The organism is Aquamicrobium terrae (genome assembly GCF_040545735.1).
Lineage (GTDB): Bacteria > Pseudomonadota > Alphaproteobacteria > Rhizobiales > Rhizobiaceae > Mesorhizobium > Mesorhizobium terrae_A.
This window is the reverse complement of the sequence record NZ_JBEPML010000002.1, coordinates 184,920-210,843: the sequence shown is the minus strand read 5'-3', so window position 1 is coordinate 210,843 and position 25,924 is coordinate 184,920. Positions and strand designations below refer to the sequence as shown.

Here is a 25,924-nt window from a genome sequence, read left to right as displayed (position 1 = left end):
GCCGTCCTACAGGTACCGGGCGATGGCCTTGCCGGTCTTGAGGAAGCGGAGCGGGTTGAGCGCCGTGCCGTTGTGGCGCACCTCATAGTGGAGATGCGGGCCGGTGGACCGGCCCGTGTTGCCGGTGCGGCCGACGACATCTCCGGTCTCGACCTTCTGGCCGACCTTGACCGAGATGCCGCTGAGATGCGCATAGCGGGTCGACAGGCCACGGCCGTGGTCCACCTCGACCATGCGCCCATAGCCGCCGTTCCAGCCGGCCTTGACCACGGTGCCGGGCGCGGTGACCCTGGCTTCCATGCCGACGGCGGCCCGGAAATCCATGCCCGAGTGGAAGGCGGCGGAGCCGATCAGCGGGTCGCGGCGTACGCCGAAGGTGCTGGTCACCGTGTGCCCGGGCGCCGGATTGGCCAGCGGCAGGCGCCGTGCTTCCTGCTTGACGTAGCTCAGCACCTGCAGGGCTTCGTCCAGCTCCTTGAGCTTGGCGTCGAAAATGGTGGTGTCGTCCAGGGGGATCAGCGGGCCGCCGACATCGCTTTTGGCGGTCCCGTCCTGCGGCAGGTCGAGGTCGACCGGCAGTCCCGCCGTCTCCAGCGCATTGGAAATGGCGTCCGCGCTTTCCGAGGCGGCATCGGCCAACTGGCTGATTTGCGCAAGCTGGTCGTCCTCGATGGCCTTGAGCGAGCGGTTGATGGTGACGAAAAGCTTGTCTGAACGGTCGGCTTTCGAAGCGGGCGGCTCGGCGGCGGCATAGGCCATCGCCGGAAGCGGCTCGGCTTCGCCGGTGCGCGGCGCCCAGCTTGCGAAGGGTGATGCATCCGCCGCCGCGGCCCTGACGGGCTTGTCGGCGGGCTCGATCGAGCCGGTGATTTCCGGCTTTTCACGCCGGGCGGGCAGGGGGGCGGTTGCCGGCAATTGCCCGGCGATCTCGCGTCCGGCACGGTCGAGAAGCGGACCCAGACGGCCGTGGCGGTCGCTGAGGCGGCTCTGGCGCTCGATCAGTTCCGTGACCTTGGTTTCCATGAGCTGCTGGTCGAGCAACTGCCGGCTGGTGATCCGGTCCACCTGCGCGCGCAACGCCGAGATGCGATCCTCATAGGCCTGCTGCAGGCGGGCTTGATGGGCTGCCGAGGCGCTGATGATGTTGTCGCGCAGCACGAGATAGGAGGTGGCGGCGAGATAGCCGAGCGAGATGGCGATCACCGTGGAGCCGAGCAGGGCGGCAAGCCAGGGGCGCACGGTGAAGTGCCGGATCTCGTCGCCGCGGGCGATGATGACCGTATGGGGTTCACTGCGCTTGCCGAATACCGCTGACTGACCTGCTGTCACGATACGCCCCGTTAACCATGCCGACCTCCGATTTATGCGGCGTTAGGGTTAACAAAGCTTTGTCCGCAGGGCATCGCAGATGCCTTGCCCCGGGAAAACCGCTGAATGGATTGCGGTTTGGGCAAAGAAAAACCCGCTGCTGGGCAGCGGGTGGGCAAAGGTTGTCTGGAGGTTTGGTTGCCGCGAATTCAGGTCACCCGAATATCCACCACAGGATGATGATCGGGATCGGCACGCCAATCGCCCAAAGCAGAATGCTGCGCATATATTTCCTCCTTGGTTGGTTGCCATCCCAACGCGCCCGGGGGAGGAAGGTTCCTGTCAGAGCGAGCGGACCGCTTCCAGCACGACCTCGGCATGGCCCTTGACCCGCACCTTGCGCCAGATGGCGGCGATGCGTCCGTCGCGGCCGACCAGGAAGGTGGCGCGCTCGACGCCCATGTAGCTGCGCCCGTACATCTGCTTTTCCACCCACACGCCATAGGCCTCGATGGCCTTGCGCTCCTCGTCGGCGGCGAGCGCGATGCTCAGCTCGTGCTTCGCCTTGAACTTGTCGTGCTTCCTGGCGCTGTCCGGCGAGATGCCGATCACCGCCGCGCCCGCCTTGTCGAATTCCGGCTTCAGCCGCGAAAAGTCGATGGCCTCGCTGGTGCAGCCTGCCGTGTCGTCCTTCGGGTAGAAATAGACGACGACCGGCCGGCCGGTGAAGTCCGCGAGCCGGATCACATCGCCACCGTCTTTGGGCAGCGAGAACTGCGGAGCCTCGTCGCCGATCTTGAGTTCGATTTCCTTGGTGGCGGTCATAGCAATGCCCTTGTTTGAGGTTACGCGGCAGGGTTCACCGATATAAGGTTCTATCGGGATTCGCTCTAGAGCGTATCCGCGGGGGTGAGAGCCGCTTTCGGACAGGCGTGCATGAAGGCAAGGGCCTCAGGCGCGGCATGCGAATCGGAAAGATCGCGCCGCGCTCCGGCCTCCCGGCGTTGGGATTTGGTTTGGATCAGGAGCTGCCACAGCACGAGAAGATCAGGTTCCGGCGTGCCGAGATCACCGATCTGAGCGCCATGCCTTCGGCCGGCTGCGCCCCGCCGCTGGGGCGCGCGGCGTTCAGGCGCAGGTTCCGCTGGCTGAAACGCGGCGCTCTGGCGCTGCTGGCGCTCGTCCTGCTGGCAGTTGCGGGGATCTACGCCATCGGTGCCTCGGGCGTCGGAACGGCACGCCTCCAGCAGGAAGCGGAGAACGCCATTCGCAGGCTCGCCGAAACCGACGTCAGGGTGACGGGCGGCGCGGCCGGCATCACGCTGGACGGATCGAGCTTCCTCGCCCTTCAGGTCAAGGATGTCAGCCTGACGACGGCCGAGGGCAAGCCCATGGTGCAGGCGGGCGCGGTGCGTTTCGGCATGCGCGCCCTGCCCCTGGTGACGGGCGAGGTGCGCCTTACCAGCGCCAGGATTTCCGATGCCCGCATCGACCTTGCCACGCTGCCCGCCGGCAAGGGAGACTGGACGGCCGCCTTGCGCAACGGGCAGGGGCTGATCGATCCCGACAAGGTGATCGTGGCGGTTTTCGATGCCGTGCGCGAGGCGCTTGATGCGGTGAAGCTGGAATCGGTGCGCAACATCCGCCTGGTCAATGTCGAGCTGGTGCTGCCTGCCGATGCGGGCGTGCGTTCGGTGAAGATCGCCGAAGCCGTCGTGCGGCAGGCCGGCGCCGACCGCATGGAACTCTCCACCACGGCGACGGTCGATGGCCGGACGGTGACGCTGGCCGGCCTTGCCGCGCGCGATCCGCAAACGCTGCGGATCGTCGATCTCGACGCCACCATCGAATTGTCCGGGCCGAAGCTCGAACCGTTCTGGCCGGGCGCCGGGCATGAACCCGGCGCCGGCACGCTGCGCCTGACAGGTTCGGAAGGTACCGGCGACACCCCTTCGCGCCTGCAGGCTTCGCTGAACATGGAAGGCACCGCGCTCGATCTCGGCACCCGGGGGCTGCTGGCAGCCGACATTGCCATGCAGGCGACGCTCGAGGCTGGCTCCAACAAGGTCGATATCGGCCGGATGTTGGTCAGGACGGGGCGTTCCAGCTTCGCCTTCCAGGGCTCGATCGGCCCGCGCCCGCCCGAGACTTCGGCGGGCGAGCGGCCGGCCTACCGCTATGACTTCGTCAGCGACGGCTCGATGCTGGCGCCCGACGATTCCTCGGAGCCGGCGCTGCGCTTCCTCAGCCGCATCGCGGGCGTCTACGAAGTGGAGAGCCGCAAGCTCATTGCCGATACGATCGCTGTCCGTTCCGGTTCCGGCTCCGGCAGCGAGGCCGTGGGGATGGCGACGGTCGAATTCGCGGAGGGGACGACGCCGGGCCTGTTCCTGGCGCTCAACGTCCACGACATGCCGGTTTCCCACGTCAAGCAATTGTGGCCGTGGATGGCTGCCGGCAGCGCCCGCCAATGGGTGCTGAAGAACCTGTTCGGCGGCCGGGTTCCGCAAGCCAGCCTGCGCTATGACGTGGCGCCGGGGCGGCTGGGCAGCGGCCTGCCGCTGACGGCGGAGGAAGTGTCCGGCAGGTTCGATGTCGAGGGCTCCCGCTTCGACACGGCGGGGCGCATTCCACCGGTGCGCGATGCGGTGGGCAGGGTCGAGTTCGAGGGCACGCAAGTGCGCATCTCGCTCGAATCCGGAACCGTGTACATGCCGAGCGGCCGCATCGCCGCAGCCAGCAACGGCACGTTGGTCGTGGACGATGCCAATGTGCGCCCGGTCATCGGCAAGCTGGATATCGACGTCGAGGGCGATGCCGACGCCATCGTGGAGCTCGCATCCTACGAGCCGATCAACGCCATGCGCTATGTCGGCATGAAGCCGGAGGATTTCTCCGGCCGGGTGACCGGCAACGTCAAGGCCGATATTCCACTTCAGGCCGGCACCGACACCAGCAAGCTCAACTGGCTGGTGGCGCTCGACTACAAGGATCTGGCGCTGGCGCGCGAATTCGACGGCCAGAGCGTGGCCGATGCCGATGGCTCGATCGTCGTCGATCCGCGCAAGGCGACCATCGCCGCGACCGCCAGCCTCAACGGCATTCCGGCAGAGGTCAATCTGGTCGAGCCGTTGCAGTCGTCGGGCGTGGAGCGCAGCCGCAAGGTGGCGCTGATTCTCGACGACAAGCTGCGCGAGAAGTTCATGCCCGGCCTGTCCAGCCTGCTGGCAGGCACGATCAAGGTGGCGCTGGAAAACCGTCCTGACGGCGCGCGCGCCGTCAGCACCGACCTGACCGCCGCCAAACTCACCATTCCATGGGCGGGATGGAGCAAGGGGACGGGCATATCCGCCGAAGCCTCGTTCCAGATGAAAACCGAAGGTGGCACCACCCGGCTTTCCGACTTCTATCTCGACGGCAAGAGCTTTTCGGCGCGAGGCGACGTGGTGCTTTCGGGCGGTGCCTTTTCCTCGGCGACGTTCGACAGGATAAGGCTCAACCGGGAGGACGACATCGCCGTTTCCGTCCGCCGCTCGGGTTCGGGCTACAAGGTCGACGTGTCGGGGGCATCGCTGGATGCCCGCGCGCTGATCAAGCAGTTTTCCGCCGATGCCGGCGCTTCCGGCAAGGCGAGCGGCAAGACCGATGCGATTTCGCTGAGCGCCGACATCGGCACGATCACCGGCTTCCATGACGAGGTGTTGAAAGGCCTGAAACTCAGCTATGACGCGGTCGGCTCGCGCATCGACGGCCTCGAGGCAAGTGCTGCGACGAGCAGCGGCGCGACCGTCACGGCGCAAGGCAGCGCCAGCGGCGGGCAGCGGTCCTTATCGATGCGGTCCGCCGATGCTGGCGCCATCCTGCGATTCCTTGATATCTACCGGCATGTGCGGGGAGGCGGCATCTCGATCGCCCTGCAAGGCACGGGCGACGGCCCGCTGCGCGGCAAGGTCGACGCGCGCGACTTCCTCGTCGTCAACGAGCCCAAGCTGGCGTCGATCGTCTCGACCACGCCGGCGGGTGACAGCCGCAGCCTCAACCAGGCGGTGCGCGGCAATATCGACGCCTCCCGCGTTCAGTTCGAGCGCGGCTTCACCGAGGTGGAAAAGGGCACCGGCTATGTAAGGCTCGCAAATGGTGTGCTGCGCGGGCCGCTGATCGGCACCACTTTCCAGGGCATTCTCTACGACCAGAACGACAATATGGACATGACCGGCACCTTCATGCCGGCCTATGGCCTCAACCGCATTTTCGGCGAACTGCCGCTGGTCGGCGCGATCCTCGGCAATGGCCGAGACCGCGGCCTGATCGGCGTGACCTACCGCCTGCGCGGCAACGTCAAGAAGCCGGAACTGGAGATCAACCCGCTATCGGTGATAGCTCCGGGCATTTTTCGTTCGATCTTCGAGTACAGATAGTGCCGGATTGAGGCTGCCCCGCCTTCGGCAAGGAGGGGCAGGGAGTTTCTATTCCTTCATGAGCCGCATCTGCGGCCGGCCGTTGCCGCGCAGAGCCGGGGAAATCCCGCGTGCATCGACTGTGGCGGTGACACGCTTCCGGTGGGCGGCGAACATGAGGTTGGGCGTAACGTTGACCGGCTCATCGAACTGCACGGTGACCGTTAGGTGCTGCATGCCGGAGACAAGCTGCGCGCCGATCAGCAAGCCGGAAAAAGGCTGTTCGAGATAGAAGCCACGCACGCGCATGCCGATTTGGAAAGGCACGGCGGTACGATCCGGCAAGGTTGCGCGGGCGGTGTTCCAGTCCCGGTAGCCGTGGGAGCGGGCTACTTCTTCCAGAGCTGCGCTGTGGGTCATCGGCTGACCGGCGCGGACACGATGCTCTCGAAGGTTTTTTGCCTCTGCCTTCAGCGACTGTGAAGAGGGTGTATCGAGGAATAAAGACATGTCGGGTCTCTCCAAAAAATGGAGGCGACTTCCTGCATGGGAGCCCGCATTGCCATGATGCGCCTTGGGAGAAAACAACCGAAGCATCATCGATAAGGCTGGACTTCACCATGGATCATGCGATCCGCGGGCGGCAGGCGCCAGCAACCGATCCACCAGATGGGCTCTCTGTGGTGACAAGTCAAGAGCGAGCCGGCCGGGTGGGTGCGGCTCGCCACACCCACCTGGAACAAGGAAATGCCTTCGTCCGGTCAGGCCGGACGAACCAGAATATGCTTTTTCTTGCCGAGAGAAAGCTTTGCGACGTTTTCCGGATTCAGATCCTCAACCGTCACCATGCGCCTGTCGTCCGACACCGGCTGGTCGTTGAGGCGTACGGCGCCGCCCTGCACATGCCGGCGGGCCTCGCCGTTGGAGGAGGCAAGGCCGGCGTTCACCAGCAGCGACAGGATGCCGATGCCGCCTTCAAGCGCATCCCGTGCCACCTCGACTGTCGGCAGGGTTTCGGCCAGCGCGCCTTCCTCGAAGGTCTTGCGTGCCGTCTCGGCCGCCTGCTCGGCCGCCTCGCGGCCATGCAGCAGCGAAGTGATTTCCGTGGCCAGCACCTTCTTCGCCTCGTTGATCTCGGCACCGCCGAGTGCCGCCAGCTTCGCCACCTCGTCCAGCGGCAGCGTGGTGTAGAGCTTCAGGAAGCGCTCCACGTCGGCGTCCTCGGTGTTGCGCCAGTACTGCCAGAAATCATAGGGGCTGAGCATGTCCGGGTTGAGCCAGATGGCGCCGCCCAGCGACTTGCCCATCTTGGCACCCGAGGCGGTGGTGAGCAGCGGCGTGGTCAGCGCGTAGAGCTGCGGCGTGCCCATGCGGTGGCCGAGGTCGATGCCGTTGACGATGTTGCCCCACTGGTCCGAGCCGCCCATTTGCAGGCGCACGCCGTAGCGCTTGTTCAGCTCGACATAGTCGTAGGCCTGAAGGATCATGTAGTTGAATTCGAGGAACGACAGCGACTGGTCGCGGTCGAGCCTCAGCTTCACCGAATCGAACGACAGCATGCGGTTGACCGAGAAGTGCCGGCCGACATCGCGCAGGAATTCGAGATAGTTCAGCGGCAGCAGCCAGTCGGCATTGTTGACCATCACCGCATCGCGCGGGCCGTCCCCGAAGGTCAGGTAGTTGGAAAACACCTTTTTGATGCCGTCCATGTTGGCCTGGATGGTCTCCGGCGTCATCAGCTTGCGCGCCTCGTCCTTGAACGAGGGATCGCCGACCATGCCGGTGCCGCCGCCCATCAGGGCGATGGGCCGATGGCCGGTCTGCTGCATCCAGTAGAGCATCATGATCTGGATCAGGCCGCCCGCGTGCAGGCTGGGCGCCGTCGGGTCGAAGCCGATATACGCCGTCACCGTTTCCGTGGCGAAGAGCTGGTCGAGGCCGGTTTCGTCCGAAATCTGGTGGATGAAACCGCGCTCGCTCATGATGCGCAGGAAGTCGGATTTGAAGGCGGTCATTTTTCTTTTCCCGAAAGCACCGGCAGGCTGTGCCGGCGTGGCAAGTGTGACCGCGCGCGTTTAGCATCTGCGGGCGAGGAATCACAAGGACGGCGAGCCAAATGGCGACAATCTGTGCAATCGGTCTGATGAGCGGCACGTCGATGGACGGCATCGACCTTGCCATGCTGCGCACCGATGGCGTCGATATCGTCGAGCGGGGGCCGGGCCTGTTCGTACCCTACGAGGCCGATTTCAGGCGGCGGATCGAGCAGGGACTGGAAACGGCGAAAGAGATTGCGCAGCGCGGCGAGCGCCCCGGCGATCTCGCCGCGCTCGAACAGGAAATCACCCGCCGTCATGCCGAGGCGGTGAAGATTTTCCTCGACGGCGAGGCGAAGTCGTGGGGCAAGCCGGAACTCGTCGGCTTCCACGGCCAGACGGTGCTGCACCGGCCACAGCAGGCGCTCACCGTGCAGCTTGGCGACGGGCAGCGGCTTGCCGACCTCACCGGCCTGCCGGTGGTGTTCGACATGCGCGCCGAGGACATGCGCCATGGCGGGCAGGGCGCCCCGCTGGTGCCGGCCTATCACGCGGCGCTGGCGCGTTCGCTGCGGCAGGTCCATGCCGGGCGGTTTCCGGTGGTGTTCGTCAACATAGGCGGCATTTCCAACATCACCTTCGTGCCGCAGGAGGGCGATCCGGTGGCGTTCGACACCGGGCCCGGCAATGCCTTGATCGACCAGTGGGTGGCGCGCGAGGCGGGTATTCCGTTCGATGCCGATGGCGCCATCGCCAGCGAGGGCGGCGTGGCGGCGGAAGTTGTCGCCCGCTATCTGGAAAAGCCGTTCTTCGACAGGCGGGGACCGAAATCGCTCGACCGTGGCAATTTCACGCTGGCCGAGGCCGATGAACTGGAGCTTGCCGATGGCGCGCGCACGCTGGCCGCCGTTTCCGCCGCCGCTATCCTGAAATCGGTGGAGCATCTGCCGCACAAGCCGACGCTGTGGATCGTGTGCGGAGGCGGACGCAAGAACCCGCACATCATGCACGACCTCAAGGCGGGCGCCGCAGCGGCGGGCGCGGAAGCGATACCCGCCGAGGAGGCCGGGCTCGACGGCGACGCGACCGAGGCGGAAGCCTGGGCCTATCTGGCGGTTCGTTCGCTGAAAAAGCTGCCGCTCACCTTTCCGACCACGACAGGATGCGAAAAGCCGGTGAGCGGCGGGGTTCTGGCGAAGCCGTTACCTTAGCCGCTTGGGGCGCGGATCGGCCAGTTCGCCGGCAAGCCTGCGGTCGAGATAGTCGGCGCATTCCTCGATCAGAAGCTCGGACTCGTTCGAGAAGAAGTGGTTGGCGCCGGGCAGCGTCTTCTGGGTGATGGTGATGCCCTTTTGCGTGTGCAGCTTGTCCACCAGCCCTTGCACGTCCTTGGCCGGAGCCACCTTGTCGGCATCGCCATGGATGATGAGGCCGGAGGAGGGACACGGTGCCAGGAACGAGAAATCGTAGGTGTTGGGTTGGGGCGCGATCGACATGAAGCCCTCGATCTCCGGCCGCCGCATCAGCAATTGCATGCCGATCCATGCGCCGAACGAATAGCCGGCAACCCAGCAGCTCTTGGAATCTGGATGCAGCGACTGCACCCAGTCGAGCGCGGCGGCGGCGTCGGAAAGCTCGCCGGTGCCGTGGTCGAAGGCGCCCTGGCTGCGGCCGATGCCGCGGAAATTGAAGCGCAGCGTGGTGAAGCCACGCTTCTGGAACATATAGAAGAGGTCGTAGACGATCTTGTTGTTCATCGTCCCGCCGAACTGCGGATGCGGGTGCAGGACGATCGCGATCGGCGCGTTCTTCTCCTTGGAAGGCTGGTAGCGACCTTCCAGCCGACCGGCCGGACCCGTGAAAATGACCTCAGGCATCAAAAACTCCGACTGCAAACTGACCGGCGCTGGCCGAACAATTCTTGAACGCTTCCCACAAGATTTGACCTTGACGTGGGCCAAACGCCTTCTTAGAAGCTAGATTAGAATTGTTCAAAACTGAGTGGTTGGCCCACCCACGCCGCAGATGCGTAGATAGGACGGCTGGCCTTAACATTTCAAGGAAATAACGCCGCAGCTTGTGGCGTGGCTTCATGCAGGGAGAATTTGACAGGGAAATGGCCGCTGTCCGCGCCTATCTCGACTACAATGCCAGCGCGCCGCTGCTCGCCGCCGCGCGCGAGGCCGTGGTCGCAGCGCTGGACGTTGCGGCCAATCCCTCGTCCGTGCATGGCGAAGGGCGCGCGGCCCGCCGGGTCATCGAGGATGCGCGCCGGCAGGTGGCAGCGCTGGTCAATGCCCAGCCGCAGCATGTTGTCTTCACCTCCGGCGCCACCGAAGCCGCGACGACGCTGCTCGTGCCGGACTGGCAGATGGGCAAGGCCCCCCTGCGCATGGGGCGACTTTATGTCTCAACGGCCGATCACCCCTGCCTGCTGGGCGGAGGGCGTTTCCCAGCCGATCAGGTCGTCCGCATCGGCGTCGACCGTGACGGCCTGCTGGATCTGGACGAACTGGCGGTTGCGCTTGCCGCTCATGACAAGGGCGCCGGTCTGGCGCTTGTGGCCGTTCACGCCGCCAACAATGAAACCGGCGTGGTCCAGCCGCTGGAGGAGATCGCGTCCGTGGTGAAGGCCGCGGGCGGCGTCCTGGTGCTGGATGCCGTGCAGGCGGCCGGACGCATTCCGCTCGATATGTCAAAGCCTTGCGCGGATTATCTGATTCTCTCCGCACACAAGATGGGTGGCCCCAAGGGCGTCGGCGCGATCGTCGCGGCCGCCGACCTGATGATGCCGAGGCCGCTGGTCACCGGGGGCGGGCAGGAGAAGGGCCATCGCGGCGGCACCGAGAACCTTGCCGGCATCGCTGGGCTTGGGGCGGCCGCAGCCGCGGCACTCGAAGGTCTCGCTTCCATCGCCGGCGTGCGAGCCCTGCGCGACCGGTTCGAGGCCGTGGTGCTGGAACTGGTTCCCGATGCCCTCATCTTCGGACGCGCCGCGCCGCGTCTGGCGAATACCAGTTTCTTTGCCATTCCCGGCCTTAAGGCCGAGACGGCCCAGATCGCCTTCGACCTCGCCGGCGTGGCGCTGTCGGCCGGCTCCGCCTGCTCGTCGGGCAAGGTTGGTGCGAGCCATGTGCTTACGGCGATGGGCTTCGATGAAATCCAGGGTGCGCTGCGTGTGTCCATCGGGCAGGCGACGGACACGCACGACCTTGAACTGTTCCGTTCGGCGCTGGCGGGCATCGCGTCCCGCCGTTCCGGTGGAAGCAGGGCTGCCTGAGGGCGGCCGCGGGCCTTGGCCCGGTCAAACGGTGCATGATGGCTGGGTGTAATCGCGGCCGGAACGCACTATATGGGACGTACGTCGCCCGCTTGGGCGATGCCATAGTTTGAAAACTGTCGGGCCTTGCCCCCGATAAGGATGGAGAACGCCTATGCCTGCAGTGCAGGAGACGATCGATCAAGTCCGCGAGATCGACGTCGATCAGTATAAATATGGATTCGAGACGGAAATTGAGACCGATAAGGCACCCAAGGGCCTTAACGAGGACATCATCCGTCTGATCTCGGAGAAGAAGCAGGAGCCGGAGTGGATGCTCGAATGGCGGCTGGAGGCGTTTCGCCGCTGGCTGACCATGGAGGAGCCCAGCTGGGCCCGCGTTTCCTATCCGAAGATCGACTTCCAGGATATCCACTACTACGCCGCGCCGAAGAATCAGGCGGGCCCGAAGTCGCTCGACGAGGTGGACCCGGAACTGCTGCGCACATACGAGAAGCTCGGCATTCCGCTGCGGGAGCAGGAAATCCTCGCCGGCGTGCAGAAGCCCGTCGCCGACAATGACGAGGCGAGCGACAATGTCTATGCCTCGGGCCGCGTCGCGGTCGATGCGGTGTTCGATTCCGTCTCCGTCGTCACCACCTTCAAGGAAGAGCTGGCCAAGGCCGGCGTCATCTTCTGCTCGATCTCGGAAGCGATCCGCGAGCATCCGGAACTGGTGCGCAAATATCTCGCTTCCGTCGTGCCGGTGAGCGACAATTTCTATGCGACGCTGAACTCGGCCGTCTTCACCGACGGGTCGTTCGTCTACGTGCCCAAGGGTGTGCGCTGCCCGATGGAGCTGTCGACCTATTTCCGCATCAACGAGAAGAACACCGGCCAGTTCGAGCGCACGCTGATCATCGCCGAGGAGGGCGCCTATGTGTCCTATCTCGAGGGCTGCACCGCACCTCAGCGCGATGAGAACCAGCTTCACGCGGCGGTGGTCGAACTGATCGCACTCGACGATGCCGAGATAAAGTATTCGACCGTCCAGAACTGGTATCCGGGCGACGTCGAAGGCAAGGGTGGCATCTACAACTTCGTCACCAAGCGCGGCGATTGCCGCGGCGCGCGATCCAAGATCTCGTGGACGCAGGTGGAGACGGGCTCGGCCATCACCTGGAAATATCCGTCCTGCATCCTGCGCGGCGACGACAGCCAGGGCGAGTTCTACTCGATCGCCGTTTCCAACGGCTATCAGCAGATCGACAGCGGCACCAAGATGATCCACCTCGGCAAGAACACCAGGAGCCGCATCATCTCCAAGGGCATCGCCGCCGGCTTCTCGCAGAACACCTATCGCGGCCAGGTCTCGGCCCACCGTAAGGCCACCAATGCGCGCAACTTCACCAACTGCGACTCGCTGCTGATCGGCGACCAGTGCGGCGCACACACCGTGCCCTACATGGAAGCCAAGAACGCGACCGCCCAGTTCGAGCACGAAGCCACGACCTCGAAGATTTCCGAGGACCAGAAGTTCTACGTCATGCAGCGCGGCATTCCCGAAGAGGAAGCCATCGCGCTCATCGTCAACGGCTTCGTCAAGGACGTCATCCAGGAACTGCCGATGGAGTTCGCCGTCGAGGCGCAGAAGCTCATCGGCATCTCGCTTGAAGGTTCGGTCGGCTGACCGTCGAAAAGCATGTCGCCCGAAAGTGGAGACCGGTTTCGGGACAACGACATGCGAAAGAACAAGGACTGAAAGCACGCAAGGCGGTTTCGGAGACCGCAACGGGCTTTGGAAGAAATTCAGGAAGAACAAATGCTTGAGATCAAGAACCTGCATGCCCGCATCGCCGAGGATGGCACCGAGATCATCCGCGGGCTGAACCTGACGGTGAAGGCCGGCGAGGTCGCCGCCATCATGGGCCCGAACGGCTCCGGCAAGTCGACGCTGTCCTACATCCTCGCCGGGCGCGAGGACTATGAGGTGACCGAGGGCGACATCCTCTACAACGGCGAATCCATCCTCGAGATGGACCCGGCCGAGCGCGCCGCCTCCGGCATCTTCCTCGCCTTCCAGTATCCGATGGAGATACCGGGCGTCGCCACCATGGAATTCCTGAAGGTGGCAATGAACGCGCAGCGCAAGGCGCGCGGCGAGGAGCCGCTGAAGATTCCGGAATTCCTGGCCCGCGTGAAGGAGGCTGCCGGCACGCTCAACATGGACATGAGCATGCTGAAGCGCCCGCTCAACGTCGGCTTCTCCGGCGGCGAGAAGAAGCGCGCCGAAATCCTGCAGATGAAGCTGTTGCAGCCGAAGCTGTGCGTGCTCGACGAGACCGATTCCGGCCTCGACATCGATGCGCTGAAGATTGTGGCCGATGGGGTGAATTCGCTGCGTTCGCCCGACCGCGCCTTCGTCGTCATCACCCACTACCAGCGCCTGCTGGAGCACATCGTGCCCGACAGCGTGCATGTGCTCTACAAGGGCCAGGTGGTGAAATCCGGCGACAAGTCGCTGGCGCTCGATCTCGAAGCCAACGGTTATGCCGGCATAATCGGCGAAGCCGCCTGAGGCGCGAAGGTGAGGTGAATGCAATGAACGTACATGCAACCCCACAGCGCACGCCGGCCGAGACGGCCCTGATCGAGGCGTTCGGCGAACGGCTCGGCCTTCTGCCGGGCGACGGCGAGGTTATGGTGCGGCGCGACAACGCCATCGAGGCGATCAAGGCCGGGCTTCCGACCCGCCGCGTCGAGACCTGGCACTACACCGACCTGCGCCGCCTGCTGAGCTCGGTCCCGGCTTTCGAGGCGCAAACGGCCCTGAAGGCGCTTGAGCCGATCCTGAAAGGTTCCGGGCTGGTCACGCTGGTCGACGGCAAGGTCGCGGGCGCGCCCGCGCTGGCCGAGGGCGTGTCCTTCACGCCGCTTGCCGAGCAACTGGCTGACGGCTCCTTCGCCGCCTCGCTGGAAACCTACGGCAGGGACGACGCCATCGGCGCGATCAATGCCGCCTTCGTGGCCGACGGCATTTCGCTCGACATCGCCGAGGGCACCGAGCTGGAAAAGGCCATCGAGCTGCAGAATCTGCAGGCCGGCGGCCAGAGCCATGTGCGCCTGGCGGTCAATGTCGGCGCGGGTTCCCGTGCGGTGATCGTGGAGCGCCAGTCGGGCGAGGGTGCCGGGCTTGCCACCTCGGTCAGCCAGCTCGATGTCGGCGACGGCGCCGAGGTCACGTGGCTGATCGTACAGGAGCAGCCCGAGACCGCGCAGTATCTGGCCCAGTTCAAGGCCGTCATCGGCAAGGACGCCAAGCTCACCCTGTTCGTCATGAACGCGGGCGGCAAGCTGGTGCGCCAGGAAGTGCTGGTCAAGGTGGCGGGCGAAGGCTCGGATTTCCAGTTGCGCGGCGTCAACCTGCTCGCCGGCGACAGCCACACCGACGTGACCATGGTGCTCGACCATGCCGTGCCGCATACCGGCTCGGTGGAAGTCGTGCGCAATGTGGTGACCGGCAAGGCGCATGGCGTGTTCCAGGGCCGCATCAATGTGCATCAATATGCGCAGAAGACCGATGCCCGCATGGCCTGCAACACGCTGCTGCTGTCCGACGACGGCGAGTTCTCGACCAAGCCGGAACTGGAGATCTTCGCCGACGACGTGGCCTGCGGCCATGGCGCCACGGTGACCGAGATCCACGGCGACCATCTCTTCTACCTGATGTCGCGCGGCATCGACGAGAAGTCGGCGCGCGGCCTGCTGGTGAAGGCGTTCGTGGCCGAGGTCATCGAGGAACTGGAGGACGATCAGATCGTCGAGGCGCTCGAAACCCGGCTCGACCACTGGTTCGCCACGCACGGCTAGAGCATTTTGCAGCCAGACGGAATCGTCTGGCGTGCATAATGCGGCTGGAAAACCAAGCTGGAGCAGCGGCTCGCGTTCGTCAGAACTTCCGCTGCTCCAGGAACCGTACATGCTGGATTTCCCCCTCGCGATGACGAGGGGGAGGCCTTCGCGATTGAGTGCGAGACTTTGACCATGGACCAGACAGTCGCCGACAAGCCCTATGACGTCGAGGCGATCCGCCGCGACTTCCCGATCCTTGCCCGGCAGGTGCATGGCAAGCCGCTGGTCTATCTGGACAACGGGGCATCGGCACAGAAGCCGCAGGCGGTGCTGGACGTCATCCAGCACGCCTATTCCCACGAATACGCCAATGTGCATCGTGGCCTGCATTTCCTTTCCAACGCGGCGACCGATGCCTATGAGAAGGCGCGCGAGAGCGTTCGCCGCTTCCTCAACGCGCCGTCCACCGACAACATCGTCTTCACCTCGAACTCGACCGCCGCCATCAACACCGTGGCCTATGGCTTCGGCATGCCGAACATAGGCGAGGGCGACGAGATCGTGCTGTCGATCCTCGAGCATCACTCCAACATCGTGCCCTGGCACTTCATCCGCGAGCGGCAGGGCGCCAGGCTGGTGTGGGTGCCGGTCGACGATCTCGGCGCGCTGCATCTGGAAGATTTCGAGAAAAGCCTGACCGACCGCACGAAGCTGGTCGCCATCACCCACATGTCCAATGCGCTCGGCACGGTCACGCCGATCAGGGAAATCTGCCGCATTGCGCATGCGCGCGGCATTCCGGTTCTGGTGGACGGCAGCCAGAGCGCGGTCCATATGCCCATCGACGTGCAGGAGCTCGATTGCGACTTCTTCGTCTTCACCGGCCACAAGGTCTATGGCCCTTCCGGCATCGGCGTCCTCTACGGCAAGAAGGAGCGGCTGGAGGCGATGCGCCCCTTCATGGGCGGCGGCGAGATGATCGAGGAGGTGACCGAGGATATGGTCACCTACAACGCTCCCCCGCACCGCTTCGAAGCGGGCACGCCGCCCATCGTGCAGGCGATCGGGCTGGGTGCGGCGCTCGACTACATGGACGGCATCGGGCGCGAGCGTATCGCCGCCCATGAGGCCGAACTGACCGCCTATGCCCATGAACGGCTGCGGGGCATCAATTCGCTGCGCTTTTTCGGCGAGGCGCCGGGCAAGGGCGCCATCGTCTCCTTCGAGTTGCAGGGCATCCATGCGCATGACGTGTCGATGGTCATCGACCGCCAGGGCGTTGCCGTGCGCGCCGGCACGCATTGCGCCCAGCCGCTGTTGAAACGCTTCGGCGTCACCTCCACATGCAGGGCATCGTTCGGCATGTACAACACCAGGGCCGAAATCGACGTCCTGGCCGAGGCGCTGGAGAAGGCGCGGAAATTCTTCGGGTGATGGATATGGACGATACGACCGCGATTGAAACCGGTGGGCAAGGGCAGGTCGAAACCCCTGCAAGCCCCTCCTCCATTTCGGACGACGAGCTGGCACGGCTGACCGACGACATCATTTCGGCGCTGAAGACCGTCTACGACCCGGAAATCCCCGCCGACATCTACGAGCTGGGGCTGGTCTACCGCATCGACATCGAGGACGACCGCACCGTCAAGATCGACATGACGCTGACCGCGCCGGGCTGCCCGGTGGCGGGCGAAATGCCGGGCTGGGTGCAGAACGCAGTGAGCGCGGTGGAGGGCGTTTCGGGCGTCGAGGTCAACATGACCTTCGATCCGCCATGGACGCCGGATCGTATGTCGGAAGAGGCGCAGATCGCCGTCGGTTGGTATTGAGCCCCCGGCGCGGCCCTTGCGGCGGCGGCGAAACTCCACCATCTTAATGTTGGAATCATCCGGCAGGCCTTTAACCTGCATGGCTTGGAGAAAGTAGCATGGCACGCTTTGCCGTCATTTCGGTGACAGACAGGGCCGCGGAGCGCGTTCGCGAGATCGTTGCCACGCGCGAAGGCGCACACGGCGTCCGCGTCGGCGTCAAGAAGGGCGGCTGCGCGGGCATGGAATACACCGTCGACCTGGTCAGGGAGCCGAGCCCGACGGACGACCATGTCGAGCATGGCGGGGCAAATGTCTACGTTGCCCCCGAAGCGGCGCTGTTCCTGCTCGGCACCGAGATGGATTTCGAGGTCACCAAGCTGCGCACCGGCTTCGTGTTCCGCAATCCGAACCAGTCTTCCGCCTGCGGCTGCGGCGAATCGGTGGAACTGAAGCCGGCCGACCTCAAGGCGCTGGCCGAGGCCCGTGCCGCCGCCGGGGCCTGAAACGCTTCCTGCATGGATGACGAGCGCATAGAAGAACTCTTCGAGGGGCTCGGGCCGGTCAGCGTGCGCCGCCTGTTCGGCGGCAAGGGCATCTACCATCGCGGCGTGATCGTCGCCATCGTGCTGCGCGGCGAGTTGATGCTCAAGGCCGATGCGGCAAGCGCCCCCGATTTCGCGGCTGCCGGTGCCCGGCAATGGACCTATCGCGGCCGGGGGAAGGGCAGGGAGGTGGCCATGCCCTACTGGACCGTGCCGGAAGCCGCGCTCGACGATCCCGACGAGATGACCGGGTGGGCGCGCAAGGCCTATGAAGCCGGTCTGCGTGCCGCGGCGCGCGACGGCGAGGCATCACCCTGAACCTCACAGCGCCGATTCGCGCCGCAGCTCCCGCTCATGCTCCACGGCCGCGCATCATCATGTCGGCATGGGTATGAGACAAAAATAGAACACATATAATATAGGCGAATAAAATCAGTATATTAACCTCTCTTGCCAAATTGGAACAAAAGAGGTACAAAAATGTGAGCGGTCAACGAATTGTCCGTCTATCATTGACGACTAAAGGGTGCTGTATCATGGCTCAGAATTCATTACGGCTTGTAGAGGACAATTCGGTGGACAAATCAAAGGCTCTGGACGCTGCCCTGTCGCAGATCGAGCGCGCCTTCGGCAAGGGCTCGATCATGCGCCTGGGCGCAAACGAGCAGGCGGTCGAGATCGAAACGGTATCGACCGGCTCGCTCGGCCTCGACATCGCACTTGGTGTCGGCGGCCTGCCGCGCGGCCGCATCGTCGAGGTCTACGGCCCCGAAAGCTCGGGCAAGACGACGCTGGCGCTTCACACGGTGGCGGAAGCCCAGAAGAAGGGCGGCATCTGCGCCTTTGTCGATGCCGAGCACGCGCTTGATCCGGTCTATGCCCGCAAGCTCGGGGTCGATCTGGAGAATCTGCTGATCTCGCAGCCCGACACCGGCGAGCAGGCGCTGGAGATCTGCGACACGCTGGTGCGGTCCGGCGCGATCGACGTGCTGGTGGTGGACTCGGTCGCCGCGCTCACGCCGCGCGCCGAAATCGAGGGGGAGATGGGCGATTCCCTGCCCGGCCTCCAGGCCCGCCTGATGAGCCAGGCGCTGCGCAAGCTGACGGCCTCGATCTCGCGCTCCAACACCATGGTCATCTTCATCAACCAGATCCGCATGAAGATCGGCGTCATGTTCGGCTCGCCCGAAACCACGACCGGCGGCAATGCGCTCAAGTTCTACGCCTCGGTGCGCCTCGACATCCGTCGCATCGGCTCGGTCAAGGACCGCGACGAGGTGGTCGGCAACCAGACCCGCGTCAAGGTGGTCAAGAACAAGCTTGCCCCGCCCTTCAAGGTGATCGAGTTCGACATTATGTATGGCGAGGGCGTGTCGAAGACCGGCGAACTGATCGACCTCGGCGTCAAGGCCGGCGTGGTCGAGAAGTCCGGGGCGTGGTTCTCCTACAACTCCCAGCGCCTCGGCCAGGGTCGCGAGAACGCCAAGCAGTTCCTGCGCGACAATCCCGATACGGCGCGGGAGATCGAGATGGCGCTTCGCCAGAATGCCGGCCTGATCGCGGAGAAGTTCCTCGAGAATGGCGGCTTCGAGGCGGAAGCCGGCGAAGGCTGACCTTCGGAAGTTGACGGGAAAGCCGGTCCTTCCGGCAGGCAGTCGTGCTAAAGATGGATCGCTGGCTCCTTGTGGGCCGGCGATCCTGCTTTTCGGGCCGGTTTGAGGGCACGGTCGTGCTGTCTTGGGTCGATCCGGCGTCAATGCCGCCGTCCAGGCATCGGGCGCGTCCCTCATTCTGGACAGGGTGCTGGCCGACCGCTAAAAGGCGGTGTTTTCCACGCTGGCGTCGCCGGCGTTTTCTGAACAAAGGCATCTTTCATGAGTGGCGTGAACGAGATCCGGTCGGCATTCCTCGACTACTTCCGCAAGGAGGGCCACGAGGTCGTTGCCTCCAGCCCGCTGGTGCCGCGCAACGATCCGACGCTGATGTTCACCAATGCCGGCATGGTGCAGTTCAAGAATGTCTTTACCGGGCTGGAGACGCGCCCCTACAACCGCGCCGCCACCTCCCAGAAATGCGTGCGCGCCGGCGGCAAGCACAACGACCTCGACAATGTCGGCTACACCGCCCGCCACCACACCTTCTTCGAGATGCTGGGCAATTTCTCCTTTGGCGACTACTTCAAGGAGCGCGCCATCGAGCTTGCCTGGAACCTGATCACCCGCGAATTCGGACTGGCCAGGGACCGTCTTCTGGTCACCGTCTACCACACCGATGACGCGGCCGCGGATTTCTGGAAGAAGATCGCCGGCCTGCCGGACGAGAAGATCATCCGCATCCCGACCAGCGACAATTTCTGGGCGATGGGCGATACCGGGCCCTGCGGCCCGTGCTCCGAAATCTTCTACGACCATGGCGATCACATCCCCGGCGGCCCTCCCGGCAGCCCGGACGAGGACGGCGACCGCTTCATCGAGATCTGGAACCTCGTCTTCATGCAGTATGAGCAGGTGACGAAGGAGGAGCGCATCGATCTGCCGCGTCCGTCCATCGACACCGGCATGGGCCTGGAGCGCATCGCCGCCGTGCTGCAGGGCGTGCACGACAATTACGATATCGACCTGTTCAAGGCGCTGATCCGTGCTTCCGAGGAGGCGACGGGCGTGCCGGCCACGGGTGCGAACCGCGCCAGCCATCGCGTCATTGCCGACCACCTGCGCGCCTCGTCCTTCCTGATCGCCGATGGCGTGCTGCCCTCCAACGAGGGCCGTGGCTATGTGCTGCGCCGCATCATGCGCCGCGCCATGCGTCATGCGCAGCTTCTGGGCGCGAAGGAGCCGTTGATGTGGCGGCTCGTTCCGGCGCTGGTGCGCGAGATGGGGCAGGCCTATCCCGAACTGGTGCGGGGCGAAAAGCTGATCGCCGAGACGCTCAAGCTTGAGGAAACCCGTTTCCGCAAGACGCTGGCGCGCGGCCTTACCCTGCTCAACGACGCGACCGAAAGCCTCGGCAGCGGCGGCAGGCTGGATGGCGAGACGGCGTTCAAGCTCTATGACACCTATGGCTTCCCGCTCGACCTGACGCAGGACGCGCTGCGCCAGCGCAACATCGCCGTCGATCTCGACGGCTTCAACGCGGCGATGGAGCGCCAGAAGGCCGAGGCCCGCGCCAATTGGTCCGGGTCCGGCGAGGCGGCGACCGAGGCGGTATGGTTCGGCGTCCGCGAGAAGGCCGGCGCCACCGAATTCCTCGGCTACGACACCGAGCAGGCCGAAGGCATCGTCCAGGCGCTGGTGCAGGAGGGCAAAGAAGTCGAAGCGGCGGCGGCAGGGCAGCAGGTGGCCGTGGTCGTCAACCAGACGCCTTTCTACGGCGAATCCGGCGGCCAGATGGGGGACACAGGCACCATTTCCGGCGAAGGTTTCTCCATCGAGGTCGAGGACACCCTGAAGAAGGGCGAGGGCCTTTTCGTGCATGTCGGCAAGGTCGTGAAGGGCACGGTGAAGACCGGTGCGGCGGTCGAGCTGAAGGTCGATCATGTGCGCCGCAGCAAGCTGCGCTCCAACCATTCCGCCACGCACCTCATCCATGAGGCGCTGCGCGAGGTGCTGGGCACCCATGTCGCCCAGAAGGGCTCGCTGGTGGCGCCGGACCGGCTGCGCTTCGACTTTTCCCACAACAAGGGGATCTCGCCCGAGGAGTTGGAAGAGGTCGAGCGCATGGCCAATGAGATCGTCGTCCAGAACGGGCCGGTGACGACCCGGCTGATGTCGGTCGACGACGCCCGCGCCGAGGGCGCCATGGCGCTGTTCGGCGAGAAATATGGCGACGAGGTGCGCGTCGTTTCGATGGGGACGGCACTGCATGGCGAAAAGGCCAACCGGCCCTATTCGATCGAACTGTGCGGCGGCACCCATGTCAACGCCACCGGCGATATCGGCCTGGTGCGCATCGTGTCGGACAGCCCGGTTGCCGCCGGCGTGCGCCGTATCGAGGCGCTGACCGGGGAAGCCGCGCGCCAGTATCTGGACGAGCAGGAGCGGCGGCTGAAGTCGGCCGCGTCGGTGCTCAAGGTCTCGCCCGCCGAGGTGCCGGCCCGCGTCGAGGCGCTGGTCGAGGAGCGCCGCAAGCTGGAGCGCGAGCTTGCCGAGGCGCGCCGCAAGCTGGCGCTCGGTGGCGGCAGCGCCGCCGGTGCGGGTTCGGAGATCAAGGAGATCGACGGAACGAAGTTCCTCGGCAAGGTGGTCGAGGGCGTGTCGCCGCGCGATCTCAAGTCGCTGGCCGATGACGGCAAGAAGTCCGTGGGTTCCGGCGTGGTCACCTTCGTCGGGGTCGGCGAGGACAGCAAGGCCAGCGTCGTGGTCGCGGTCACCGACGACCTCACGGCCCGGTTCTCTGCCGTCGATCTGGTGCGCAAGGCTTCTGCCGCGCTCGGCGGGCAGGGTGGCGGCGGCCGTCCCGACATGGCGCAGGCCGGCGGCCCGGACGGTGCCAAGGCCGAAGCGGCATTGCAGGCTGTGTCGCAGGCCCTCGCCTCGGCCTGATCGCGGGGCGTTTCGCCGGGCGGTGCGGTTTTGCAACTGCCGCACCGCAAGGCAGAACAGATTGGCGCATCCGGCCTACGCGGGTCGCGATCTTTCAGGTTCGCCGCTTGCGCCTGAAGTCGTTGTCTTTACGTCTGTCATAGTCCCGAAAGCGGCCCTCACCCTTACCCTGCTTGCGGAAAAAGAGCCTCGACAGGGAGATGAGGGGCAAGACTATCTCAATCTGAATTTCTGTGGCTGGCGCGGTTTCCGTTCGATCGCAGTTCCATGGGATTCGGCACAGCCTGCCGGCCGTCTCCAACGCGCACCAAACACCCCAGCCTCAGGTCATTTTCCGGCGGAGACGATCAGCATCATCGGCCGTTCGATCTCATCGGCAAGGTCGGGTTGCCTCTCCAGTTCCTCTGGCGTCGGCGACCATTCGACGAGCCGCTGGATCGCGAAGCCGGCGTCGATCAGCGTGTTCACGGTCGTCGCCAGCCTGCGGTGATATTTCAGCACGTCCTTCGCAAACCAGTCGGTGCGCCGCTCGCCTTCCACGGCGTAGTGGTCGACCGGCCAGGTGCGGCCGCCATCCGGCGCGGAGAGCCATCCCGGCCGGGTGGAGGCCATGTAGATCGGATGCTCGATGGTGAAGACGAAACCCGCTTGCGGCCGCAGCGAGCGGAAGATCGTCCCGGCCAGCCGCCCGAAATCCTCGACATAGTGGAACGCCAGCGAGGAATAGGCGAGATCGAAGGCTTCGTGCGGCAGGTCCAGTGTTTCCAGATCGGCCCGCTGGTAGCGGATTGCCGGGTCCGTCGTCTCGGTCCTCGCCCTGGCCAGCATGTTTTCGGACAGGTCGATGCCGAGAACCGAGGCCGCGCCCTGTGCTTTCGCCCAGCGCGCGAACCAGCCGAAGCCACACCCCAGATCGACGACATGCCTGCCGGCAAGGCCGGGAAGCAACCCACGGATGGCGGGCCATTCCGGCGCGCCGTCGAGGCCGTGGACGGAGCGCGCCAGCCCGCTATAGCCCTTGAAGAATTCCGGCTTGTCGTAGACGTTTTGTGCCAATCCGCTCTCCATGGGGTTTCCCGAAACATCCGGATACGCTTGATCCTGTCCCGGCTGATGGCAGGTATAACACAATTGCCCGCATCCCCGGCTTGCGGGGGTGCGGGCATATCAGCAATATGAGCGGTGCCGGTTGTGGCGTGCAGGCCGGAACAGGCAGCCGCGCTGCCGCCTGTTCCGTTGAGCGCTTCTTCTACTCGTCGGCGTAGATGGCCTTCCAGATCACAGCGCCGATGGCGCCGCCGATGATCGGCGCCGCCCAGAACAGCCAGAGCTGGCCGAGCGCGCCGGTTTCGGCGAACAGGGCAACGCCGGTCGAGCGGGCGGGATTGACCGAGGTGTTGGTGACGGGGATCGACACCAGATGGATCAGCGTCAACGTCAGGCCGATGGCCAGCGGCGCGAAGCCGGGGGAGGCTTTGGCCGTGGTGGTGGCAAGAATGATGAAGATGAAGAAGGCGGTGAGCACCACTTCGATCACCAGTGCCGACAGCAGCGGATATTTTCCGGGCGAAAGCTCGCCATAGCCGTTGGAGGCGAAGCCGCCCGCGGCAAAGCCCGGCTGGCCCGAGGCGATCACGTAGAGGACCGCCCCCGCCACGATGGCGCCGACCACCTGCGCGATGATGTAGCCGATCAGGTCGCTGGCCGGCATCCGTCCGCCGACCGCCATGCCGACGGAAACGGCCGGGTTGAAGTGGCCGCCGGAAAAGCGGCCGACGGCATAGGCCATGGTCACGACGGTGAGGCCGAAGGCGAGCGCGACGCCGAGCAGGCCGATGCCGACTTCGGGAAATGCCGCGGCAATCACAGCCGATCCGCACCCGCAAAACACCAACCAGAATGTACCGAAGAATTCGGCTGCCAATTTCTGTGGCATGGTCCCTCTCCATGAATTGGGAGCATCGGCCACAGGTGGTTCTTCGAGTACCTGGAAACCGATACTCGAACGAACACCGAAAAAGACAAGGCTGCGTGCGCTGTCCCCCGCATCACAACCTGGCCGAGTTTAGACTACCGTGAGTCGTGCCCGGGCGAAAGCGGGCCCTGCGAGTGGGCGCGGGACTGCCGAGCAGCAAAAAAGAAAGGGCGGTTTCCGTATCGGAAAACCGCCCTGACTGTTTTCGAGCGGCGGCTGCCGCTGCCCTCAAAATTTATCGGCCGGCCATCGTGCCATGGGAACGGACGGCCGGAAATGGCGTCAGGCCATCGCCTTTTGCAGGTTCTCGTCGACCTTGTCGAGGAAACCGGTGGTCGACAGCCACGGCTGGTCGGGACCGATCAGCAGCGACAGGTCCTTGGTCATGAAGCCGCTCTCGACGGTCTGGATGCAGACGCGCTCCAGCGTCTCGGCGAAGCGCTTCAGTTCGGCGTTGTCGTCCAGCTTGGCGCGGTGGGCGAGGCCACGCGTCCAGGCGAAGATGGAGGCGATGGAGTTGGTCGAAGTCTGCTCGCCCTTCTGGTGCTGGCGGTAGTGGCGGGTCACCGTGCCGTGCGCGGCTTCCGCCTCCACCGTCTTGCCGTCCGGCGTCATCAGCACCGAGGTCATCAGGCCGAGCGAGCCGAAGCCCTGCGCCACCGTGTCGGACTGCACGTCGCCGTCATAGTTCTTGCACGCCCATACATAGCCGCCGGACCACTTAAGCGAGGAGGCGACCATGTCGTCGATCAGGCGGTGCTCGTACCAGATCTTGCGTTCCTTGAACTGCGCCTCGAACTCCTGCTCGTAGACCTCCTGGAAGATGTCCTTGAAGCGGCCGTCATAGGCCTTGAGGATGGTGTTCTTGGTGGACAGATAGACCGGATAGTTGCGCAGCAGGCCGTAGTTCAGCGAGGCGCGGGCGAATTCGCGGATCGATTCGTCGAGGTTGTACATGGCCATGGCGACGCCGGAGCCGGGCGCGTCGAACACTTCGTGCTCGATGGTCTGGCCGTCTTCGCCGACGAACTTGATGGTCAGCTTGCCCTTGCCCGGGAAGCGGAAGTCGGTGGCGCGATACTGGTCGCCGAAGGCATGGCGGCCGACGACGATCGGCTGGGTCCAGCCGGGCACCAGGCGCGGCACGTTCTTCATGATGATCGGCTCGCGGAAGATGGTGCCGCCGAGGATGTTGCGGATCGTGCCGTTCGGCGACTTCCACATCTTCTTGAGCTTGAATTCCTCGACGCGCGCCTCATCCGGCGTGATGGTGGCGCATTTCACGCCCACGCCGTGCTTCTTGATGGCGTTGGCGGCGTCGATGGTCACCTGGTCGTTGGTGGCGTCGCGGTGCTCGATGCCGAGATCGTAATATTCGAGGTCGAGGTCGAGATAGGGGTGGATCAGCTTGTCTTTGATGAACTGCCAGATGATGCGGGTCATCTCGTCGCCGTCGAGTTCGACGACCGGGTTCGCCACCTTGATCTTCGCCATGAAACTGCCTCGTCTTGGAAAAAAATGCCTTGCCGGAACGGTAGGGCGTTGGGGATGCGCCCCTATACCAAAGCAAGCGAAGGTGCGCAAACGAACACAGCGTTCCTGATGGGGCCTGATTTTCGGTGCGTGCGCTCTTTCCGCGCTCTATGGATTGAGACGAAACTCACCGCTCGTGAGCGCCCTGCGTACGGCTTCCAGGATCTCCTGCCTGCCAAGCCCGGCGGTGTCGATCCGGTGGCTGTCCAGCCTGTCCAGTTGCGAGAACTGGCTGTGCAGGGCGCTGATCGGCATGGGGTCGGTCAGCGTCTCGCCGCCGCGCAACTGGCAGCGCCTGATCGCCTCGTCGAGGTCGGGACGCAGCACGATATAGTGGAGGGGATGGCGGGCGGCGTTGAATGCGGGCAGGAACCATGGGCCTATGATGCCGTCGATCACCACGAAATAGCCGCCATCGGCATAGCTTTCGGCAGCCGCGCAAAGGGCGTTCATCACCACTTCGTTCTGCCGGTGTGCTTCCGGCAGGTAGGGCGGGACGGACCCGTTTCTTATGAAGTGCCAGAAATCGTCGGCATGGAGATGCACCGCCGGCTGGCCGCAGCTTTCGACGAGGCTGCGCGCGGTCGTCGTCTTTCCCGCGCCGGGCGTGCCGGTGAGGATGAGGAGCTGTCCGGAAAGATCGATCATGAGGGAATGATCGCCTCGCCTC

Annotated in this window: 21 protein-coding genes; 12 read left to right on the top strand and 9 right to left on the bottom strand. The window is 64.7% G+C overall.

What is annotated here, in order from left to right; all coding sequences use genetic code 11:
• Positions 1-6: 6 nt before the first annotated feature.
• Positions 7-1,332 carry a M23 family metallopeptidase gene (locus ABID37_RS03580; RefSeq protein ID WP_354193045.1) on the bottom strand — a complete coding sequence of 442 codons (1,326 nt, stop codon included), beginning with the start codon at positions 1,330-1,332 and terminating at the stop codon, positions 7-9.
• A gap of 318 nt (positions 1,333-1,650) precedes the next feature.
• Positions 1,651-2,133 carry a thioredoxin-dependent thiol peroxidase gene (bcp, locus tag ABID37_RS03575; RefSeq protein ID WP_354192693.1) on the bottom strand — a complete coding sequence of 161 codons (483 nt, stop codon included), beginning with the start codon at positions 2,131-2,133 and terminating at the stop codon, positions 1,651-1,653.
• 191 nt (positions 2,134-2,324) lie between these two features.
• Here bcp and ABID37_RS03570 point away from each other — a divergent pair, with 191 nt between their 5' ends.
• Entirely contained in the window at positions 2,325-5,726 is a 3,402-nt protein-coding gene (locus ABID37_RS03570; RefSeq protein WP_354192692.1) for a YhdP family protein, read from the top strand.
• Between the two features lie 48 nt (positions 5,727-5,774).
• On the opposite strand, the gene ABID37_RS03565 is transcribed toward ABID37_RS03570, so the two are convergent.
• Together ABID37_RS03565 and tyrS are read right to left on the bottom strand one after the other, a co-directional pair.
• Positions 5,775-6,215, bottom strand: coding sequence for a glyoxalase superfamily protein (locus ABID37_RS03565; RefSeq protein WP_354192691.1), 441 nt, complete (start codon positions 6,213-6,215; stop codon positions 5,775-5,777).
• 251 nt (positions 6,216-6,466) lie between these two features.
• Positions 6,467-7,720, bottom strand: a complete 1,254-nt coding sequence (gene tyrS, locus ABID37_RS03560) for a tyrosine--tRNA ligase (protein WP_354192690.1) — start codon at positions 7,718-7,720, stop codon at positions 6,467-6,469.
• A gap of 101 nt (positions 7,721-7,821) precedes the next feature.
• Between tyrS and ABID37_RS03555 the strand changes: the two genes are divergently transcribed.
• The gene (locus tag ABID37_RS03555) at positions 7,822-8,952 is read left to right on the top strand and encodes an anhydro-N-acetylmuramic acid kinase (RefSeq protein ID WP_354192689.1); all 1,131 of its coding nucleotides are present in this window, start codon (positions 7,822-7,824) and stop codon (positions 8,950-8,952) included.
• On the opposite strand, the gene ABID37_RS03550 is transcribed toward ABID37_RS03555, so the two are convergent.
• The gene (locus ABID37_RS03550) at positions 8,944-9,618 is read right to left on the bottom strand and encodes an alpha/beta hydrolase (protein WP_354192688.1); all 675 of its coding nucleotides are present in this window, start codon (positions 9,616-9,618) and stop codon (positions 8,944-8,946) included. The genes ABID37_RS03555 and ABID37_RS03550 overlap by 9 nt on opposite strands.
• 239 nt (positions 9,619-9,857) lie before the next feature.
• Between ABID37_RS03550 and ABID37_RS03545 the strand changes: the two genes are divergently transcribed.
• The 10 genes from ABID37_RS03545 (at position 9,858) to alaS (ending at position 21,746) form a co-directional block, all read left to right on the top strand.
• Positions 9,858-11,021: a cysteine desulfurase family protein gene (locus tag ABID37_RS03545; RefSeq protein ID WP_354192687.1), complete on the top strand. Its 1,164-nt coding sequence runs from the start codon at positions 9,858-9,860 to the stop codon at positions 11,019-11,021.
• A gap of 154 nt (positions 11,022-11,175) precedes the next feature.
• A complete protein-coding gene (gene sufB / locus ABID37_RS03540) occupies positions 11,176-12,690 on the top strand; it encodes a Fe-S cluster assembly protein SufB (RefSeq protein ID WP_354192686.1) in 1,515 nt (504 codons plus the stop codon).
• Positions 12,691-12,822: 132 nt separating this feature from the next.
• Positions 12,823-13,578 carry a Fe-S cluster assembly ATPase SufC gene (gene sufC / locus ABID37_RS03535; RefSeq protein WP_354192685.1) on the top strand — a complete coding sequence of 252 codons (756 nt, stop codon included), beginning with the start codon at positions 12,823-12,825 and terminating at the stop codon, positions 13,576-13,578.
• Positions 13,579-13,601: 23 nt separating this feature from the next.
• Positions 13,602-14,870, top strand: coding sequence for a Fe-S cluster assembly protein SufD (gene sufD / locus ABID37_RS03530; protein ID WP_354192684.1), 1,269 nt, complete (start codon positions 13,602-13,604; stop codon positions 14,868-14,870).
• A gap of 174 nt (positions 14,871-15,044) precedes the next feature.
• Positions 15,045-16,286 (top strand): cysteine desulfurase, encoded by a 1,242-nt coding sequence (locus ABID37_RS03525; protein ID WP_354192683.1) that lies wholly within the window; start codon positions 15,045-15,047, stop codon positions 16,284-16,286.
• Between the two features lie 5 nt (positions 16,287-16,291).
• The gene (locus tag ABID37_RS03520; protein WP_354192682.1) at positions 16,292-16,681 is read left to right on the top strand and encodes an SUF system Fe-S cluster assembly protein; all 390 of its coding nucleotides are present in this window, start codon (positions 16,292-16,294) and stop codon (positions 16,679-16,681) included.
• Positions 16,682-16,779: 98 nt separating this feature from the next.
• Positions 16,780-17,166, top strand: a complete 387-nt coding sequence (gene sufA / locus ABID37_RS03515; RefSeq protein WP_354192680.1) for a Fe-S cluster assembly scaffold SufA — start codon at positions 16,780-16,782, stop codon at positions 17,164-17,166.
• 12 nt (positions 17,167-17,178) lie between these two features.
• A complete protein-coding gene (locus tag ABID37_RS03510) occupies positions 17,179-17,523 on the top strand; it encodes a TfoX/Sxy family protein (protein ID WP_354192679.1) in 345 nt (114 codons plus the stop codon).
• Positions 17,524-17,741: 218 nt separating this feature from the next.
• Positions 17,742-18,818, top strand: coding sequence for a recombinase RecA (recA, locus tag ABID37_RS03505; RefSeq protein ID WP_354192678.1), 1,077 nt, complete (start codon positions 17,742-17,744; stop codon positions 18,816-18,818).
• A gap of 261 nt (positions 18,819-19,079) precedes the next feature.
• The gene (gene alaS / locus ABID37_RS03500) at positions 19,080-21,746 is read left to right on the top strand and encodes an alanine--tRNA ligase (RefSeq protein ID WP_354192676.1); all 2,667 of its coding nucleotides are present in this window, start codon (positions 19,080-19,082) and stop codon (positions 21,744-21,746) included.
• A 327-nt stretch (positions 21,747-22,073) separates the two neighbouring features.
• Here the strand turns inward: alaS and ABID37_RS03495 are convergent, their stop codons facing one another.
• The 4 genes from ABID37_RS03495 to ABID37_RS03480 form a co-directional block, all read right to left on the bottom strand.
• Positions 22,074-22,802 carry a class I SAM-dependent methyltransferase gene (locus ABID37_RS03495; protein ID WP_354192675.1) on the bottom strand — a complete coding sequence of 243 codons (729 nt, stop codon included), beginning with the start codon at positions 22,800-22,802 and terminating at the stop codon, positions 22,074-22,076.
• 193 nt (positions 22,803-22,995) lie between these two features.
• Positions 22,996-23,682 carry an aquaporin Z gene (aqpZ, locus tag ABID37_RS03490; protein WP_354192673.1) on the bottom strand — a complete coding sequence of 229 codons (687 nt, stop codon included), beginning with the start codon at positions 23,680-23,682 and terminating at the stop codon, positions 22,996-22,998.
• Positions 23,683-24,003: 321 nt separating this feature from the next.
• Complete coding sequence (locus ABID37_RS03485) at positions 24,004-25,215, bottom strand: NADP-dependent isocitrate dehydrogenase (RefSeq protein WP_354192672.1); 1,212 nt, start codon at positions 25,213-25,215, stop codon at positions 24,004-24,006.
• Positions 25,216-25,362: 147 nt separating this feature from the next.
• The gene (locus ABID37_RS03480; protein WP_354193044.1) at positions 25,363-25,899 is read right to left on the bottom strand and encodes an AAA family ATPase; all 537 of its coding nucleotides are present in this window, start codon (positions 25,897-25,899) and stop codon (positions 25,363-25,365) included.
• Positions 25,900-25,924: the final 25 nt, after the last annotated feature.